Below are 14,407 nucleotides of genomic sequence, written 5' to 3'. Positions count from 1 at the left end.
TGGGCCTGCCGTCTGGTCGAGCGGGAGCGGGATCGGTCGATGCCAAGGCAATAGCATCCGATACCACCAGACAGGGCGGGCTCGTTGGTGACCATAATCGGCGGCGGCCCAATGCGCGCCTATGATGGCGCGTTCATTGTCCTTGCCCAGGTCGCCGATGCACGTGTTCGCCTTGTCTGCCGGCTTATTACAGTTGCCGTTGATGCCGGTCGTCGCGGGTACGCCCGTCCTTTGCTGCAGGCCGTGCGTGCGGTGGTCCCGTTTAATTTCCGTTTATTTAACGGGAGGCCGGGGTGGCGTTCTGCGCCTGCCAGCTCTGGAGACGACGGTAGAGCGAAGCGGGCGTGACCTGCAGGGCGACCGCGGCGCGCGGAATGTTACCGCTGCATTTGGCGATCGCCTCCTCGATGGTGCGGCGCATCACCCTTTCGAGAGGCTCGATGACTGCCGGCTCGTGCGGCGCCAGCGGTTCGACGTCCGCGCCGGCACTGGAGGCCGGGCGTGGCGCATGGACGGCCAGGGTGGGCGGCAGCATGCTCGCCTCGACCGTTCCACCCTCGTTCAGGATGACGAGTCCGCGCAGGACGTTCTGCAGTTCCTGAACATTGCCCGGCCAGTCGTAGGCCAGCATCGCCGCCTCGGCCTCCGGCGAAAAGCCCGTGAATCGCTTTCGCTCCTCCATGCCGAGCCGCGGCAGAAAGTGACTGGCGAGACGGAGGACGTCGTCGTCCCGTTCCCGCAGCGGCGGCAGCTCGATCGACAGGATGTCGAGCTTGTAGAACAGTTCCTCGCTGAATCGGCCCGCTGCGATCTCTGCCTGCGGATCGCGCTCGGTCGCACAGATCAGGCGCACATCGGTCCGTCGCAGCTGGTGCTCGTCGATGCGTTTCAGGCTTCCCGTATGAAGATAGCGCAACAGTCGCGCCTGCGCCGTGGGGCCAAGGGCGAACACCTCGTCGAGGAAGATCGTGCCGCCATTGGCCTTCAGCAGCGCTCCCTCGCGATCCATCGTCGCCGCGCGGGCCCAGCGTCCGAACAGCTCGACCTCGAGCCTGTCCGGTGCCAATGCGGCACAGTCGAGGGCAAGGTAGGGACGATCGCGGCGGCGGCTCATGCGATGCAGGGCGTGCGCGCACAGGGCCTTGCCGGTGCCTCGCTCGCCTTTGAGAAGGACCGGCGCGGTGCTGGCCGCGGCGTTCTGCATGATCCGGTATACCGACTGCATCGTCATCGATTGGCCGACGAAGCCGCAGAACTCCTCGCGCTCGACCTCGTCCTGGATCGCCGCGATCTGCGACTCGAGCCTGCGCCGCATCAGCGCGTTGCGCACCGTGACGCGCAGCCGGTCGGCGCTGAACGGCTTGGTGAGAAAGTCGATCGCGCCATGCTTCATGGCTTCGACGGCAAGCCCGACCGACCCCTCGCTCGTCATCACCACCACATCGGTCGGCAAATCTCGTGTGCGCACGTCGCGCAGGATGTCCATGCCGCTGCCGTCGGGCAGCATGACATCGAGCAGCATGACCTCTGGCACGCGGCGGTCGATCGCTGCCCTCGCTGCCGCCGCGCTACCGGCACGCTCGACCGTGCAGCGCTCGTTCGCCAGGTACGACGCGTAGGTCTCGGCCAAGGCCGCGACATCCTCGACGATCAGGACAATGGCAGGCGAAACGGTCATGGCGCGACCTCCTGTGCATGTGTCTCGGCCAGCGCGGCGAGGGCCGCGAGAGCGGCGCGTGCCTCGGCCAGGAGTGTAGCCGTCCGCTCCGCGACCGCTCCGCCGGCCTCGATCTCGAGTGCCAGCGCTGCGGCACCCGCGCGTTCGGCGCCGAACTGCGGGAACAATCCACTGAGGCGGTGGGCGGCACTGCGCAGACGGCGCTGGTCGCCGGTAGCCTGCGCCGCCTCGATCTCGGCCACCAGTGCCGCACCATCGTGCAGGCAATGGCCGACCAGCCGATGAAAGGTGTCCACGCCCACGGCCGCGCGCAGATCGGCAAGAGCGGCGGCATCGAGCGCCGGGGCCCTCTCGCCTTCATCCACCGCCGCCGGGACCAGCCTCTCGATCATCGTCGCCAGCTCGCGCATGCGGATGGGCTTGCGCAGGTATTCCGTCATACCGGCTGCCAGCGCCCGTTCGCGGTCGGTTGGCTGGGCGAAGGCGGTCAGGGCAACGATCGGCGCTTGCGCCGATTGGCCAGGCAGGGCCCGGATACGGCGTGCGGCCTCGTACCCGTCCACGAGGGGCATCTGCACATCCATCAAGATGAGATCGAAGGCGCGAGCCGCGGCTGCTGTCACTGCCTCGTCGCCGTCGCTCACGACCTGGACGCGGTGACCAAGCTGCTCCAGCATGGCGCGCACCACGACCTGGTTCGCCGGTGTGTCCTCGGCCACCAGGATGCGCAGCGGCCGCTGCATCGGTCTTGCCGCGTCCTCCGCTTGCGGTTGAAGCTGTTCGGCCGGGGCTTGTTCGAGAGCGAGCTCGAACCAGAACGTCGACCCATGTCCCGGTCTGGAGTCGACGCCGATCCGACCGCCCATGAGCTCGACGATGCGCCTGCAGATCGCCAGTCCCAGGCCGGTCCCGCCCTTGCGACGGGCCAGCCGGGGGTCGCCTTGCTCGAACGGCTGAAACAGCCGCGCGCAGATCTCGGGCGCGATGCCGGTGCCGGTATCGATGACCTCGAAGCGCAAGCGGCACACCGGGTCGAGCCGTCCGAGCTGCGAGACCCGCAGGCGGACCGAGCCGTGCTCGGTGTATTTCACCGCATTGCTCAGAAGGTTGAGCAGGATCTGGTTGATGTGGCCGGCATCGCCAGTCAGGAATGCCGGCAAGACCGGCGAAATGTCGGCGGCGATGTCCAGGGCTCGTGCTCCGGGCAGGCTTCGCGTGATCATGATCGCGCTGTCGCAGAGTTCGCGCAGATCGAAAGCGCTCTTCTCGAGGTCGAGCCGGCCCGCCTCGAGCCGCGAGAAATCGAGGATGTCGTTGATGATGGTCAGGAGGTGATTGGCCGATTTCTCGATCACGCGGATCGACCGCTTCTGGGCCGGATCCATGTCCGAATCGGCCAGCAGGCTCGTCAGGCCGATCACGGAATTCATTGGCGTGCGAATCTCATGGCTCATCATGGCGAGGAATTCGGCTTTGGCATCCGCAGCCTGCTCGGCGTCGCGGCGGGCCCGGCGCAGTTCGCGCAACGTCATCTCCTGCCGGGTCAGCAGGATCGCGATCCAGGCAGTGAGGCCGAGCAGAAGAAGGGTGACGATGGTCGCGCCAACGCCCACGAACAGTGCCGTCGATCGCCACAGTGCCAGGATCAGGGCATCCGTCGCTGTGATGTTGATGACCATCGGATAGTCGGGGATGGTGCGCGGCGCCACGATGCGCATTTCCGACTTGCCGTCGGCGAGTCGGGGGCTGGTCGTGACGACAGCGCCCGAGCTGTTGCCGCGTCCGATGACATCGCGGAACACGGCCTGCTCGGCGAACGACTTGCCGAGAAGTTCCGGATTCAAGGGATAGCGCGCAAGCAGGATGCCGTCGGAGCGAAACAGGGAGATGGCGCTGGCGGAGCTGATGTTCACAGCCTTGAAGAAACTCTCGAAGAAGTTGACCTCCAGGCCGGTCAGCACAAGGCCGAGGGTGGCGCCTGTGCGACTCTTGATCTTGCGGGCAAGGTAGAAGGTCCAGGTGCCGGTGCCGCGATTGCGGACCGGCACGCTCAGGAACAGATCCAGCTTGGGATCGGCCATGTGGGCCTTGAAGTAGTCGCGGTCGGCGAGATTGATGGGCGGTGGTGGAAAGCTGCGCGTGAAGTTGATCACCCGGCCGTCGATATCGACGATGGTCGCGACGTCGATCTGAGGCAGGCTGCTGGCCTTGTTGCGCATCATGTCGAAGACGTCCTGGGTGCCGAGGACCCGTCGCAGATCGGCCTCGTCCTCGATGCCGGCCTCCTGCACATCTTCGATGATGCTCTTCAGGACGAGATCGGCCGCCTTCATGCTCTGGCGCGTGTGTTCGGCGATCATGATCGAGCTGTGCTCGAGATTGGCCTTCCACTCGGCGATCTCCGTCGCCCGGGTGCGCCAGAGCATGAGGATCGAGCCCGCCACGACGAATGCCGTCATCAGCAGGCCGATGACGATCACTGCCTTGCCGCGCCGGCCGAAACGTATTGCCCTGAGGAAAGAAAAGGTTTTCATCGCGGTCGAAATAAACAATCACAAATTCTTTTACGCCTGACTGCAATATTGGATTTGACCTGCCTCAATATTCAGCAGCTGCGAAGGACAAGCTCATGCCATCCCAAGTTCTTATCGTTCGGCCCATCTTGCGCGGCCGTAGGCGTATCGCGAAATTCCAGCCATGACCCAGAAACGCCAACTCCGCCTCGGCGCGTTCATGCGGCCGGTGAGCATCCACACCGCAGCCTGGCGCTATCCCGGTGGCACGCCGGACGCCAACTTCAACCTCCAGGCGCTGGTGCAGTACGCCCAGACGCTGGAGCGGGGGAAGTTCGATGCCTTCTTCATGGCCGACCATCTGGCCGTGCTGAACATGCCGATGGATGCTCTGAAGAGGAGCGCCACCGTCACCTCCTTCGATCCCCTGACGCTGCTGCCGGCACTGTCGATGGTGACGAAGCATCTCGGCCTGATCGCCACGGCCTCAACCACGTTCGAGCCTGCCTATACGATCGCCCGCCGCTTTGCCTCGCTCGATCACATCTCCGGCGGCCGCGCCGGATGGAACATCGTCACGACCTCCAATCCGGATGCGGCGCTGAACTTCGGTCTGGACGAGCAGATGGCGCATGACGAGCGCTATGCCCGGGCGCGCGAGTTCTTCGATGTCGTGACGGGCCTGTGGGACAGCTGGGCAGACGATGCCTTCATCCGCGACGTCAAGAGCGGCATCTACTTCGACCCTGCGAAGCTCCATGTGCTCGATCACAAGGGCAAGTACCTCAAGGTGCGCGGTCCCCTCAATATCGCCCGCCCCGTCCAGGGCTGGCCGGTGATCGTTCAGGCTGGAGCCTCGGACGCCGGCCGTCAGCTGGCGGCGGAGACGGCGGAAGTCGTGTTCGCCGCCGGCGGTCCGATCGAGGTGGGTCGCGCCTTCTATGCCGACGTGAAGGGCCGCGCGGAAAAGGCGGGTCGCAATCCCGACCACATCAAGATCCTGCCCGGCGCCTTCACGATCGTCGGCGACTCGCTCGACGAGGCGAAGGAGAAGCGCGCCAGGCTCGACAGCCTGGTGAACTACGACAGCGGCATCGCCGCCCTGTCGATCGCGCTGGGCATCGATGCTCGCACGTTCGATCCTGATGGACCGCTGCCGGAGATTCCCGAGACCAACCAGAGCAAGAGTGGCCAGGAGCGCGTCCTGGCCCTGGCCCGGCGCGAAGGGCTGACGGTGCGTCAGCTTGCCGGTCGGCTCGGGGGCTATGGCGGCCTGGCGGTGATGGGCACACCGAAGATGATTGCCGACCAGATGGAAGAATGGCTGGTGACCAACGCCAGCGACGGCTTCAACGTCATGTTCCCCTATCTGCCCGGCGGGCTGGACGACTTCGTGAACAAGGTCGTGCCCGAGCTGCAGCGGCGTGGGATCTTCCGCACCGAGTATGAAGGCAAGACGCTGCGCGAGAATCTCGGCCTGCCGCGACCGGAGAACCGCTTCTTCAGCGCCACGGCCAAAGCTGCGGAATAGGACTCTGGTGGCTTTTGCACTGGCGGCCGATGCCGGTCTAACCTGAGGCATGAGCTTCGAGATCAGGGTCGGCAGCGCCCGGGACGTGCTGCGCATGGCGGACTGGGCGGCCGACGAAGGCTGGAACCCGGGCAATACAGACGTCGGCGCATTCTTCGCCGCCGACCCTGGCGCCTTCCTGATCGGGCGGCTCGGCGGCGAGCCCCTGGTCTGCATCTCGGTCGTGAAGTACGGAACGAGCTTCGGCTTTCTCGGCTTCTACATCGCCCGCCCGCCGGTGCGCGGCAAAGGTTATGGCATCCAGGTCTGGCGCGCCGGCATGGAGCGGCTGGCCGGACGCAATGTCGGCCTCGACGGCGTGGTGGCGCAGCAGCACAACTATCGCAAATCGGGTTTCCGGTCGGCCTGGAACAACGTCCGGCATGAAGGGGCGCCGGCTGACGCCCCGGTGCCGGCGGGCGTGACGCTTGTCGATGCCCGCGACGTGCCGTTCGACATGCTGGCGGCCTACGACCGGCGGTTCTTTCCCGAGGCCCGCGACAGCTTCCTCGCCTCCTGGATCTCCCTGCCGGAGCGCGTGGCGCTGGTGGCGATGAAGGACGGCGAGCCGCAGGGCTTTGGCGTCATCCGGGCCTGTCGGGCGGCATCACGGATCGGACCGCTCTATGCCGCATCGCCGGCGGTCGCGGCAGCGCTGGTCAGTGCGCTCGCGCGCCATCTGGGCACGGCGCAGGTCGCGCTCGACGTGCCGGACATCAACAAGCCGGCAACAGCGATGGCGGAACAGCTTGGCCTCAAGCCTTCCTTCGAGACCGCGCGCATGTATACCGCGGCCGATCCCGCCATCGATCAGGCGGGCCTGTTCGCCGTGACCAGTCTCGAACTGGGATGACGGTCAGTAGGTGGCGCTCAGGTAGTCGACGATCTTGGGCACGTCCTTCTCCTCGATCGGCGCACCATAGACCTTGATCATCTTGGTGACCTCGGCCTGCCAGAAATCCTTCTTGTTGGGCAGGCCGCGCGGCTGGGTCAGGATGTAGTCGGCGGAATGGCAGGCGGCGCAATTGCCCTGCACGACGTCGAGATTGGGGCCTGGCTTGAACGCCGCCGTCTCGTCGGGAAGCGTATAGGTGAGCGGCTTGGCGCTGACCGAAAGAGCCAGGGCGAGCGCGCCGGCGGCAACGAGAGAAGGGAGGGCGATGCGCATCATTGTCCGTCTCCTCAGCCTGCCGTCACGTGCGTGGTCTCGATGACATTGCGCATATAGCCGGCCGGATTCCACAGCGGCTTGTCGGGCTGCACCTTGCCGCCGTTGCTGGTCGCCCGCACCTTGAGCACATGGCCGCCGGCGGCCAGGGTCACCGGCAACTGCCATTCGCGGAACGAGTACTTGCCGAGATCCTGGCCGAGCTTGGCCGGCATCCAACTCTTGCCGTCGTCGATGGAGACATCCACTTGCTTGATGCCGGTGCCGCCATCGAAGGCGATGCCCTTCAGCAGCAGCTCGCCCGCCTTGACCTTGTCGCCGTCGGCGACGCTGGTGATGAAGGAGCGCACGTTGAAGCGATTGATCGGGATCGTCGCCTTGGGCGCGGTGCCCGGCTCGACACAGGCGCAGTCGTTGTCGGGAATGCGGTAGGCGGTCTTCATCCAGAAGCCGTCGAACACCGTGTCGATGACGGTGATCTCGTTCAGATGCTTCACCCAGTAGGTGCCGTAATATCCGGGCACCACCAGCCGCAGGGGGAAGCCGTTGAGGAACGGCAGGTCGGCGCCGTTCATCTGATAGGCCAGCATCACCTCGCCGTCGCGCGCATGGTCGATGTCGAGCGCCTTAACGAAGTCGGGCGTCTTGTCGAACACCGGTCCATCGAGCCCGTTGAACGTCACCTGCTTGGCGCCAGCCTGGACGCCGGCGCGGTCGAGCACCGCCTTGAGCGGCACACCGCGCCAGCGTGCATTGCCCATGGCTCCATTGCCCAGCTGGCCGCCGGCGACTCGCGGCTCGAAGAAGCCGCGGCTGTTGCCCGAACACTGGTTGACGGCCACGACCTCGATCGCCGGCATGGCCTTCAGGTCCGCCAGCTTGAGCTGCAGCGGCTTGTCGACCTTGCCCTTCACCTCGAGGGTGAAGGTATCGGGATCGATCTCGAGCGGGATGTTGGCCAGGTGATAGCGTACGAAGAAGGCGTCGTTCGGCGTGATCGCCCCTTCGTTGAAGACGGAGAACGGCGTCTCGAGTTGCGGCGGCCGGCTGGTCTGGCCGATCATCAGTCGCTTCTGCGGATACTTGACCATCGGCCTTTCACCGTTGCCGAACGGCAAGGTCACGGTATCGGCCCAGGCGCTGAGGGGAGCTGCACCGAGAGGACCAAGGCTGGCCGCCAGCGCGCCCGAGCTCCGGATCAGGGTCCGTCTGCTGATCATGTCTTCTTCTTCCTCCCGGTGATCGTTATTCCGATCCTATCCAACGCTTCAGCGCGGCACCAGCGCCAGCCAAAGCGAGATTACGGTCGAGGCGATGGCAATGGCCTGCAGCGGCGACAAAGGTTCGTGCAGCAGGAAGATACCGCTCACGACAGCGACGATCGGGATGGTGATCGAGGAGAGCGCGGCGACTTGCGCCGGCAACAGCTTCACCAGCGCGAACCACGTGGCCGTTCCGATCGCCATCGGAATGGCGCCGATATAGAGCGTGGTGACGATCACCGTCGTCGAGGGCCAGTGCTGGGGCAGGCCATCGATCACCAGTGCGCCGAGCGCGATCGGCGGCAGGGCGATGACCACCTGCCAGAAGGTGAGCGACAGGCCCATGCCGGGCCAGGCCGTGCGCTTGACGACGTAGGTGCCGATTGCCCAGCTCAAGCCAGCCAGCAATCCCCAGAACAGGCCCCAGGGCGCGTTGGCGTAGCTCACGAAGTTGGGGGCCATCAGCGCCACGACCGCGCCCGCCCCGATCAGCAGCGCCAGCAGCAGGCGCCCGGTCAGTGACTGGCCGAACACGACGAAACCGATCAGCGCCACCCACAGCGGCATGGTGTAGGCCAGCACCGAAGCATGGCCGGACGGTACATAGAGCACGGCTAGCGAGGTGGCGATGTTCCAGATGGCGATGTTGGTCGCCGAGGCCACGGTGAGCGGCAGCCATCGGCCCGGCGGCACCGCCAGCGATTCCCCGCGCAGGCGGATCACCGCGTAGAGGACGACCAGCCCCGTCACCAGCACGACGCTGCGGAAGGTCAGCACCGGCAGTTCATCCAGGGCGATGCGGAACAGGGGCCAGTTGGTGCCCCAGATCAGCGTGAGGGTGGCCAGCAGTCCCAGGACCCTGGGGGAGACGCGAGACATGGCGGAATGACAACTCGGGGAGGAGAGGGGGGCTTTGCCGGGCGAACGGCTCCTGAGGCGGCGCAGATCAGGATTGCCGCAGGCCGGGTGGGATCGCTCAGCCGTTAACCCCAAAACACTGTCCTGCCAAGGGGTTGCGCGATCCGGAGCCCGCCAGGCGGGGCGCGATCGCGGCATTCTGGCGGCAGTTTGGCCCGGACCGCCCGCGCGGCTTGCAACGCCGGACCAACTTCATTACAGAGAGGCCCGCTGCGCCCGTAGCTCAACTGGATAGAGCATCTGACTACGGATCAGAAGGTTAGGAGTTCGAATCTCTTCGGGCGCGCCACTCTCCACCAGAGCATATCTTGGCTGAGCAAATGGCCTCCTGACGCGGCTTGCCCGTCATGGATTGGTTCTGCGGCCCTGTGTCGGCTTGTGCTGGATCAGGTCCCAGCGGTTGCCACAGAGATCCTCGAACACCGCGACAATGCCATAGGCCTCGTGGCGAGGCTCCTCGAGGAACCGTACGCCGGCGGCCAGCATGCGCGCATGATCGCCGTTGAAGTCATCCGTCTCCAGGAACAGGAAAACCCGCCCACCGGCTTGGTCGCCGACACGCGCCGCCTGGGCCGGACCGTCAGCTCGCGCCAGGAGCAGGCCGGTGCCGGCACCACCGCGCGGCCGCACGATCACCCAGCGCTTGCCGCGGCCGAGCGGCGTGTCCTCGCAGAGCTCGAAACCGAGGGCGCCGGTAAAGAAGGCGATCGCCTCGTCGTAGTCCGCGACCACGAGGCTGACGAGGGAAAGACGCTGGTTCATCGCTCCTGCCAACGACAAGCTTGCCGTCAAGTCTCGGTCAGGCGCAACGCCTGCGTCCCATAACGCCACGGCGTGGCGGCATGGTACGGCTCTTCATTGGTCGCGGCGGACCGGCGTGCAGCGGTACCGGCCTCTCAATTGTTGTAGACGGCACGGCAGAGATCCTGCGGAAAGCGGCCACCGGACATGCCTTCGAGCGCCGTGTTGGTGAGCGCGACGACGCTGAGCTTGCGGACCGGATCCACAAACCACGAATGGCCATAGGCGCCGCCCCACCGCCAGGTGCCCGGTGCTTCCAACGTGCCGGCCACGCTCGGATCGGTCAGCACCGAGAAGCCGAGCCCAAAGCCCCAACCCGGCCAGTCCGGCACCGGCAGAGTGCCGATCTGGTTGCGGCCCATTTCGCTTACCAAGGTGCTTGGGAGCAGCGGCGCGCCACCGCGGCGCAGCGTCTCGAGAAGACGAAGCACGTCCTCCGCCGTCCCCACCATGCCCGCACCGCCCGAGGGGAAGGCGCTGGGATCGAAGGCGCGAGACGGGTCCATCACGATGGCGGCCATTCCCTCCAGCCATTTGATCGTTTCCGGCTCGCCCATGCGACGAGGACGCGGGGCATCGTCGGCATAGGCGGCGGCCAGCCGTGCCGGGTCCGTCACATGGAAGGCGGAGTCGATGAGGCCGAGCGGCTCGGCGACCAGCGTGCCGATAGCGGCCGGCAAGGAAAGACCGGATGCCGCGGCGACGACTGCGCCCAGCACATCCGTCGCCAGCGAATAGTTCCAGGCCGTGCCGGGCTCGAACAGCAGTGGCACGCTCGCGATGCGCCGCAGATTCTCTTCCAGCCCGTGCGGAACGCGGTCCATTCCATCGGAGACGCCGGCGCGATGATAGGGGCCATCTTCCGGTTCCAGGAAACTGTAGGTCAATCCTGCCGTATGCGTGAGGAGGTGGCGCACGCGGATCGTGGCGGGTTGGCCATTCGCAAGTCGTGGCTTGAAGTCCGGCAACCACCGGCTGACCTCGTCTTCCAGATCGAGCTGGTTGCGGGCGACAAGGACCATGGTGGCGGTGGAGACGAACAGCTTCGTCATCGAGGCGAGGCGGAACAACGTTTCCACGCGCATCGGCACATGCGCTTCGCGGTCGGCCCAGCCTGCGGCGCGGCGATAGATCGTCTCTCCATCTCGGGAGACAAGGACCACGGTGCCAACGATGCGTTGCGCAGCGAGAGCGCCGCCGATGACGGCATCGATCCGTGCGGCAAGGCTGGACTCTTCAGACGAGGCGAGCGGAGAAGAAGGAGATGCAGCATGTGACATGAGGAGGAACCTTCTCGGTGGTGGATTGGGAGGACGATCAGCCGGCCGATCGCCGGCTCGTCGGCGGGAAGCCGTGGTTCCGGGCGCGCCAGGCGATCGCCAGGCTCGGAAGCAACAGAAGGATGAGCGCCCATGGAAAGGAAGCGGCGCCGAATGTTTCCAGCATAAGACCGCCACACATCCCCCCTCCCGCGATGGCGAGGTTCCAGACGGTAACGATCATCGATTGTGCGACATCGGCCGCATCGCCGGCCGTCTTGGCCGAGGCAGTCTGGAAGAGGGTCGCCGCGCCGCCATAGGCCAGGCCCCAGAGGCCGATCCCGGCGTAGGTAATCGCTGCAAGGTCTCCCCACATGCCGAGTGCCAGGGCGGCGAGCGCGAACAGCCCGATGCTGCCGAGAACCAGCTCGCGCAGGAGGCGGTCGATCAACAGGCCGGTAACCCAGATGCTCGCGAGGCTCGACAGGCCGAAGATGAGCAATGCGAAATCGAGGTGGTCGCCAATACCCGCCAGGGCGATGAAAGGCGCGATATAGGTGTAGAGGATATTGTGCGCGAGCACGAAGGTGAGCGTGACGGCGAGCACCGAGCGGATGCCGGGCATCAAGAAGACCTTCGGCATCGGCAAGCGTTTGTCCGCCGCCTGTCCGGGAAAGTCCGGCACCGCAGCGAGAATCCATCCGATCAACACGATGGTCAGGAGGGTCATGAGGCCGAACGTGACTCGCCAGCCCGCGATGGCGCCGAGCAGGGTTCCGGCGGGAATGCCGAGCGACAAGGCGATCGGAATGCCGACCATGGTGACGGCGATCGCACGTCCTTTGAGCGGCTCGGCGACCATTCGCGCCGCATAGCCGGCCACCAGTGCCCAGAGCAGTCCCGCGAAGACGCCGGCCACGAATCGCGCGCCGAGCGTGAGCGCATAGTCGGTCGAAAGGGAGGTGATCGTATTGACGATGGCGAAGCCGCCGATGGCGACAAGCAGCAGTGGCCGGCGGCGCCACCCTTGCGTCGCAACGGTGAGCGGAATCGCGGTCGACAAGCTGCCGATGGCGTAGGCGGTCACGAGCTGACCGATCAGCGCCTCGGACCGGCCGAGGGCACTGCTCATCTGCGGCAGGAGGCCGGCCGGCAGCGCTTCGGTAAGGACGGTGATGAAAGCGGCCATTGCCAGTGCGAGCAGGCCAGGAAGGGGGAGTGAGTCGTGCAGAAGCGTCTCGCTGCCGGCCGGGGCTTCGGTGCATTTCGCGTCCGTGTCGAGAGTTGTCGTGATGCATGCCATGCGGATGCCAATCCTGAACAGAGGGGAGCGGTGACCGAGGCCTTGGGAACGGACCGGCTCGGTTACCTCGTTGTCGGGCAAGGTAATTTTGCGCGTCGGTTTGGAGAATTTGGCTAGAGTTCCAAACACATCGGACGTCGACGTCCAGACTCGAGGTGCATCGATGGAGAACCTGGGAGCGCTCGGCGCCTTCGTTCAGGCCGCAGATGCTCGCAGCTTCACGGTCGCAGGACGACGGTTGGGCGTTTCGTCATCGGCGGTCGGCAAGACGATCGCGCGGCTGGAAGGGCGGCTCGGCGTGCGGCTGTTCCATCGGTCGACGCGCACCGTCACGCTGACGCCCGAAGGCGCCCTGTTTCTCGAACGGTGCCGGCGGATCTTCTGCGAGATCGAGGCGGCCGAACTCGAGCTGGCGCAGACGCGCGAGGCGCCGCGCGGCAAGCTGCGCGTCAGTCTGCCTCTGGTCGGCATGCTGATGATGCCGACGCTCAGCGCCTTCATGCGTGCCTATCCCGACATCGAGCTCGATCTCGACTTCACCGACCGGCTGGTCGACGTCATCGATGAAGGTTTCGATTGCGTGGTGCGATCGGCGGTCGCGACCGATTCCCGACTGATGACGCGGGCGGTGGGAACATTCCGTCATCGCATCGTCGGTTCATCCGCCTATTTCGCCGCCAGAGGGATGCCGCGACGACCGCGGGATCTCAAGGTGCATGCCTGCCTGCAGCATCGCTATGCGACCAACGGCAAGCTCGAGGCATGGCCGCTGCGCCAGCTGAGGAATATCGACTTGCCGATGACGGCGGTGGCGAACACCGTCGAGCCGTTGATCTACATGGTGGAGCAGGGGTTGGGAATCGCTTGCCTGCCGGACTTCGCCATCCGACACCAACTCGATGTCGGCACGCTGATCAGCGTACTCGACGATTACGTTGATCATGAAGGAACGTTCCGGCTGCTCTGGCCTTCCAGCCGGCATTTGTCCCCGAAGTTGCGGGCCTTCGTGGATTTCATGGTCGAGAACCTGCTCCCGGCCTAGAACTCCCGGCAACGACTGGAGCGTCTCTGTCGCTCACCGAGCCAGATTGTCGAGATCGACACCATAAAGAGCGGCGTTGCGTTGCCTGTAGGTGGCGCGGTCGCCGGTCGGATCCCCGCGCAGGCCGGCACTCAGCATATCGAGCATCGTGTGCCAGCCCATCGCGCTTTGCGGCACGAAGCGGTCGAGAATCGGGAAGTGCCTGAAGGTGAGCAGGACGTCCGAGGCGCGCGGCTCGAGTTCGAAGGTGGGGTAGGATTCGGGATAGGCGGATACGGCATCCGCGCCATCGCCGGCGTCGAAGACATTCCAGGTATAGACGAGCTTCTTCGGCGGCTGCCATTGCGTGACGACTCCGCGGATATGACCGCCCATCAGCCGGACCTTGCCGCCCTGGCGCGGCTCGATGCTGCTGTCCTCACCAAACCACGCCGGCAGCAGGCGCGTGTCGGTCAGGTACGCCCAGACTTTCTCGACCGGGCCTGGCAGTGCGCGCCTGAAAGTCAGGCAGGGCACGGTCGATGCTTCGCCTTTCTCGCTCATCGCTCACCTCCGACAGTCAATCCTTGCGCCGGCTCATCGGCGCAGCGCTGACTCCAGCGCGTCGAACTTCCCTGACCAGAACCGTCGCAGATCGTTCACCCAGCCCGCGAGCGCTTCTACGCCCTCGCGATCGAGCTCGTAGATCCGGCGCTGTGCCTCCGCGCGCGCGCGCACCAGCTTGGCGGCCTTCAGTGTCTTCAAGTGCTGCGAGACCGCCGGCGGCGTGATGTCAAAACGCGCCGCGATCTGTCCCGATGAAAGCGGCCCCCGCGCCAATATCTCGACGATGCGCCGACGGGTGGGATCGGCAAGCGCGGCGAGGCTGTCCATCTGGCGATAATGTAAGATGT

13 protein-coding genes and 1 tRNA gene are annotated in these 14,407 nt (G+C 65.6%); 4 read left to right on the top strand and 10 right to left on the bottom strand.

The features are described 5' to 3' along the window. Positions 1-277 precede the first annotated feature (277 nt). Both B5D62_RS13965 and B5D62_RS13960 read right to left on the bottom strand, forming a co-directional pair. Positions 278-1,678 carry a sigma-54-dependent transcriptional regulator gene (locus tag B5D62_RS13965; RefSeq protein WP_085934450.1) on the bottom strand — a complete coding sequence of 467 codons (1,401 nt, stop codon included), beginning with the start codon at positions 1,676-1,678 and terminating at the stop codon, positions 278-280. After that, a complete protein-coding gene (locus B5D62_RS13960) occupies positions 1,675-4,212 on the bottom strand; it encodes a hybrid sensor histidine kinase/response regulator (RefSeq protein ID WP_085934449.1) in 2,538 nt (845 codons plus the stop codon). Before B5D62_RS13960 ends, B5D62_RS13965 begins: the two co-directional genes overlap by 4 nt. A 163-nt stretch (positions 4,213-4,375) precedes the next feature. Here B5D62_RS13960 and B5D62_RS13955 point away from each other — a divergent pair, with 163 nt between their 5' ends. After that, positions 4,376-5,722: an LLM class flavin-dependent oxidoreductase gene (locus B5D62_RS13955; RefSeq protein ID WP_085934448.1), complete on the top strand. Its 1,347-nt coding sequence runs from the start codon at positions 4,376-4,378 to the stop codon at positions 5,720-5,722. 49 nt (positions 5,723-5,771) lie between these two features. Then, positions 5,772-6,614 (top strand): GNAT family N-acetyltransferase, encoded by an 843-nt coding sequence (locus B5D62_RS13950; RefSeq protein ID WP_085934447.1) that lies wholly within the window; start codon positions 5,772-5,774, stop codon positions 6,612-6,614. A 3-nt stretch (positions 6,615-6,617) separates the two neighbouring features. Here the strand turns inward: B5D62_RS13950 and sorB are convergent, their stop codons facing one another. Genes sorB through B5D62_RS13935 form a run of 3 tightly spaced genes read right to left on the bottom strand, consistent with a single transcriptional unit; the run spans position 6,618 to position 9,070 of the window. Continuing rightward, a complete protein-coding gene (sorB, locus tag B5D62_RS13945) occupies positions 6,618-6,932 on the bottom strand; it encodes a SorB family sulfite dehydrogenase c-type cytochrome subunit (protein WP_085934446.1) in 315 nt (104 codons plus the stop codon). Positions 6,933-6,943: 11 nt separating this feature from the next. Then, positions 6,944-8,149 (bottom strand): SorA family sulfite dehydrogenase catalytic subunit, encoded by a 1,206-nt coding sequence (gene sorA / locus B5D62_RS13940; RefSeq protein ID WP_085934445.1) that lies wholly within the window; start codon positions 8,147-8,149, stop codon positions 6,944-6,946. 48 nt (positions 8,150-8,197) lie between these two features. Beyond that, a complete protein-coding gene (locus B5D62_RS13935; RefSeq protein WP_170920934.1) occupies positions 8,198-9,070 on the bottom strand; it encodes a DMT family transporter in 873 nt (290 codons plus the stop codon). Between the two features lie 251 nt (positions 9,071-9,321). Here B5D62_RS13935 and B5D62_RS13930 point away from each other — a divergent pair. After that, positions 9,322-9,398, top strand: a tRNA-Arg gene (locus B5D62_RS13930). 56 nt (positions 9,399-9,454) lie between these two features. On the opposite strand, the gene B5D62_RS13925 is transcribed toward B5D62_RS13930, so the two are convergent. From B5D62_RS13925 to B5D62_RS13915, 3 genes are all read right to left on the bottom strand, one after another. After that, complete coding sequence (locus B5D62_RS13925; protein WP_085934443.1) at positions 9,455-9,871, bottom strand: VOC family protein; 417 nt, start codon at positions 9,869-9,871, stop codon at positions 9,455-9,457. 134 nt (positions 9,872-10,005) lie between these two features. Further along, entirely contained in the window at positions 10,006-11,190 is a 1,185-nt protein-coding gene (locus B5D62_RS13920; RefSeq protein ID WP_085934442.1) for a serine hydrolase domain-containing protein, read from the bottom strand. A gap of 37 nt (positions 11,191-11,227) precedes the next feature. Next, complete coding sequence (locus B5D62_RS13915) at positions 11,228-12,472, bottom strand: MFS transporter (protein ID WP_085934441.1); 1,245 nt, start codon at positions 12,470-12,472, stop codon at positions 11,228-11,230. Positions 12,473-12,635: 163 nt separating this feature from the next. On the opposite strand from B5D62_RS13915, the gene B5D62_RS13910 reads away from it, so the two are divergent. Beyond that, complete coding sequence (locus B5D62_RS13910; protein ID WP_085934440.1) at positions 12,636-13,514, top strand: LysR family transcriptional regulator; 879 nt, start codon at positions 12,636-12,638, stop codon at positions 13,512-13,514. A 33-nt stretch (positions 13,515-13,547) separates the two neighbouring features. Here B5D62_RS13910 and B5D62_RS13905 read toward each other — a convergent pair whose 3' ends face one another. Continuing rightward, positions 13,548-14,057: an SRPBCC domain-containing protein gene (locus B5D62_RS13905; protein WP_085934439.1), complete on the bottom strand. Its 510-nt coding sequence runs from the start codon at positions 14,055-14,057 to the stop codon at positions 13,548-13,550. A gap of 33 nt (positions 14,058-14,090) precedes the next feature. Next, positions 14,091-14,387, bottom strand: coding sequence for an ArsR/SmtB family transcription factor (locus B5D62_RS13900; protein WP_085934438.1), 297 nt, complete (start codon positions 14,385-14,387; stop codon positions 14,091-14,093). Positions 14,388-14,407 lie beyond the last annotated feature (20 nt).

It is taken from the genome of Enhydrobacter aerosaccus (genome assembly GCF_900167455.1).
Lineage (GTDB): Bacteria > Pseudomonadota > Alphaproteobacteria > Reyranellales > Reyranellaceae > Reyranella > Reyranella aerosaccus.
Note: the sequence above shows the minus strand (reverse complement) of the source record. Positions and strands in the feature narration are given on the sequence as shown.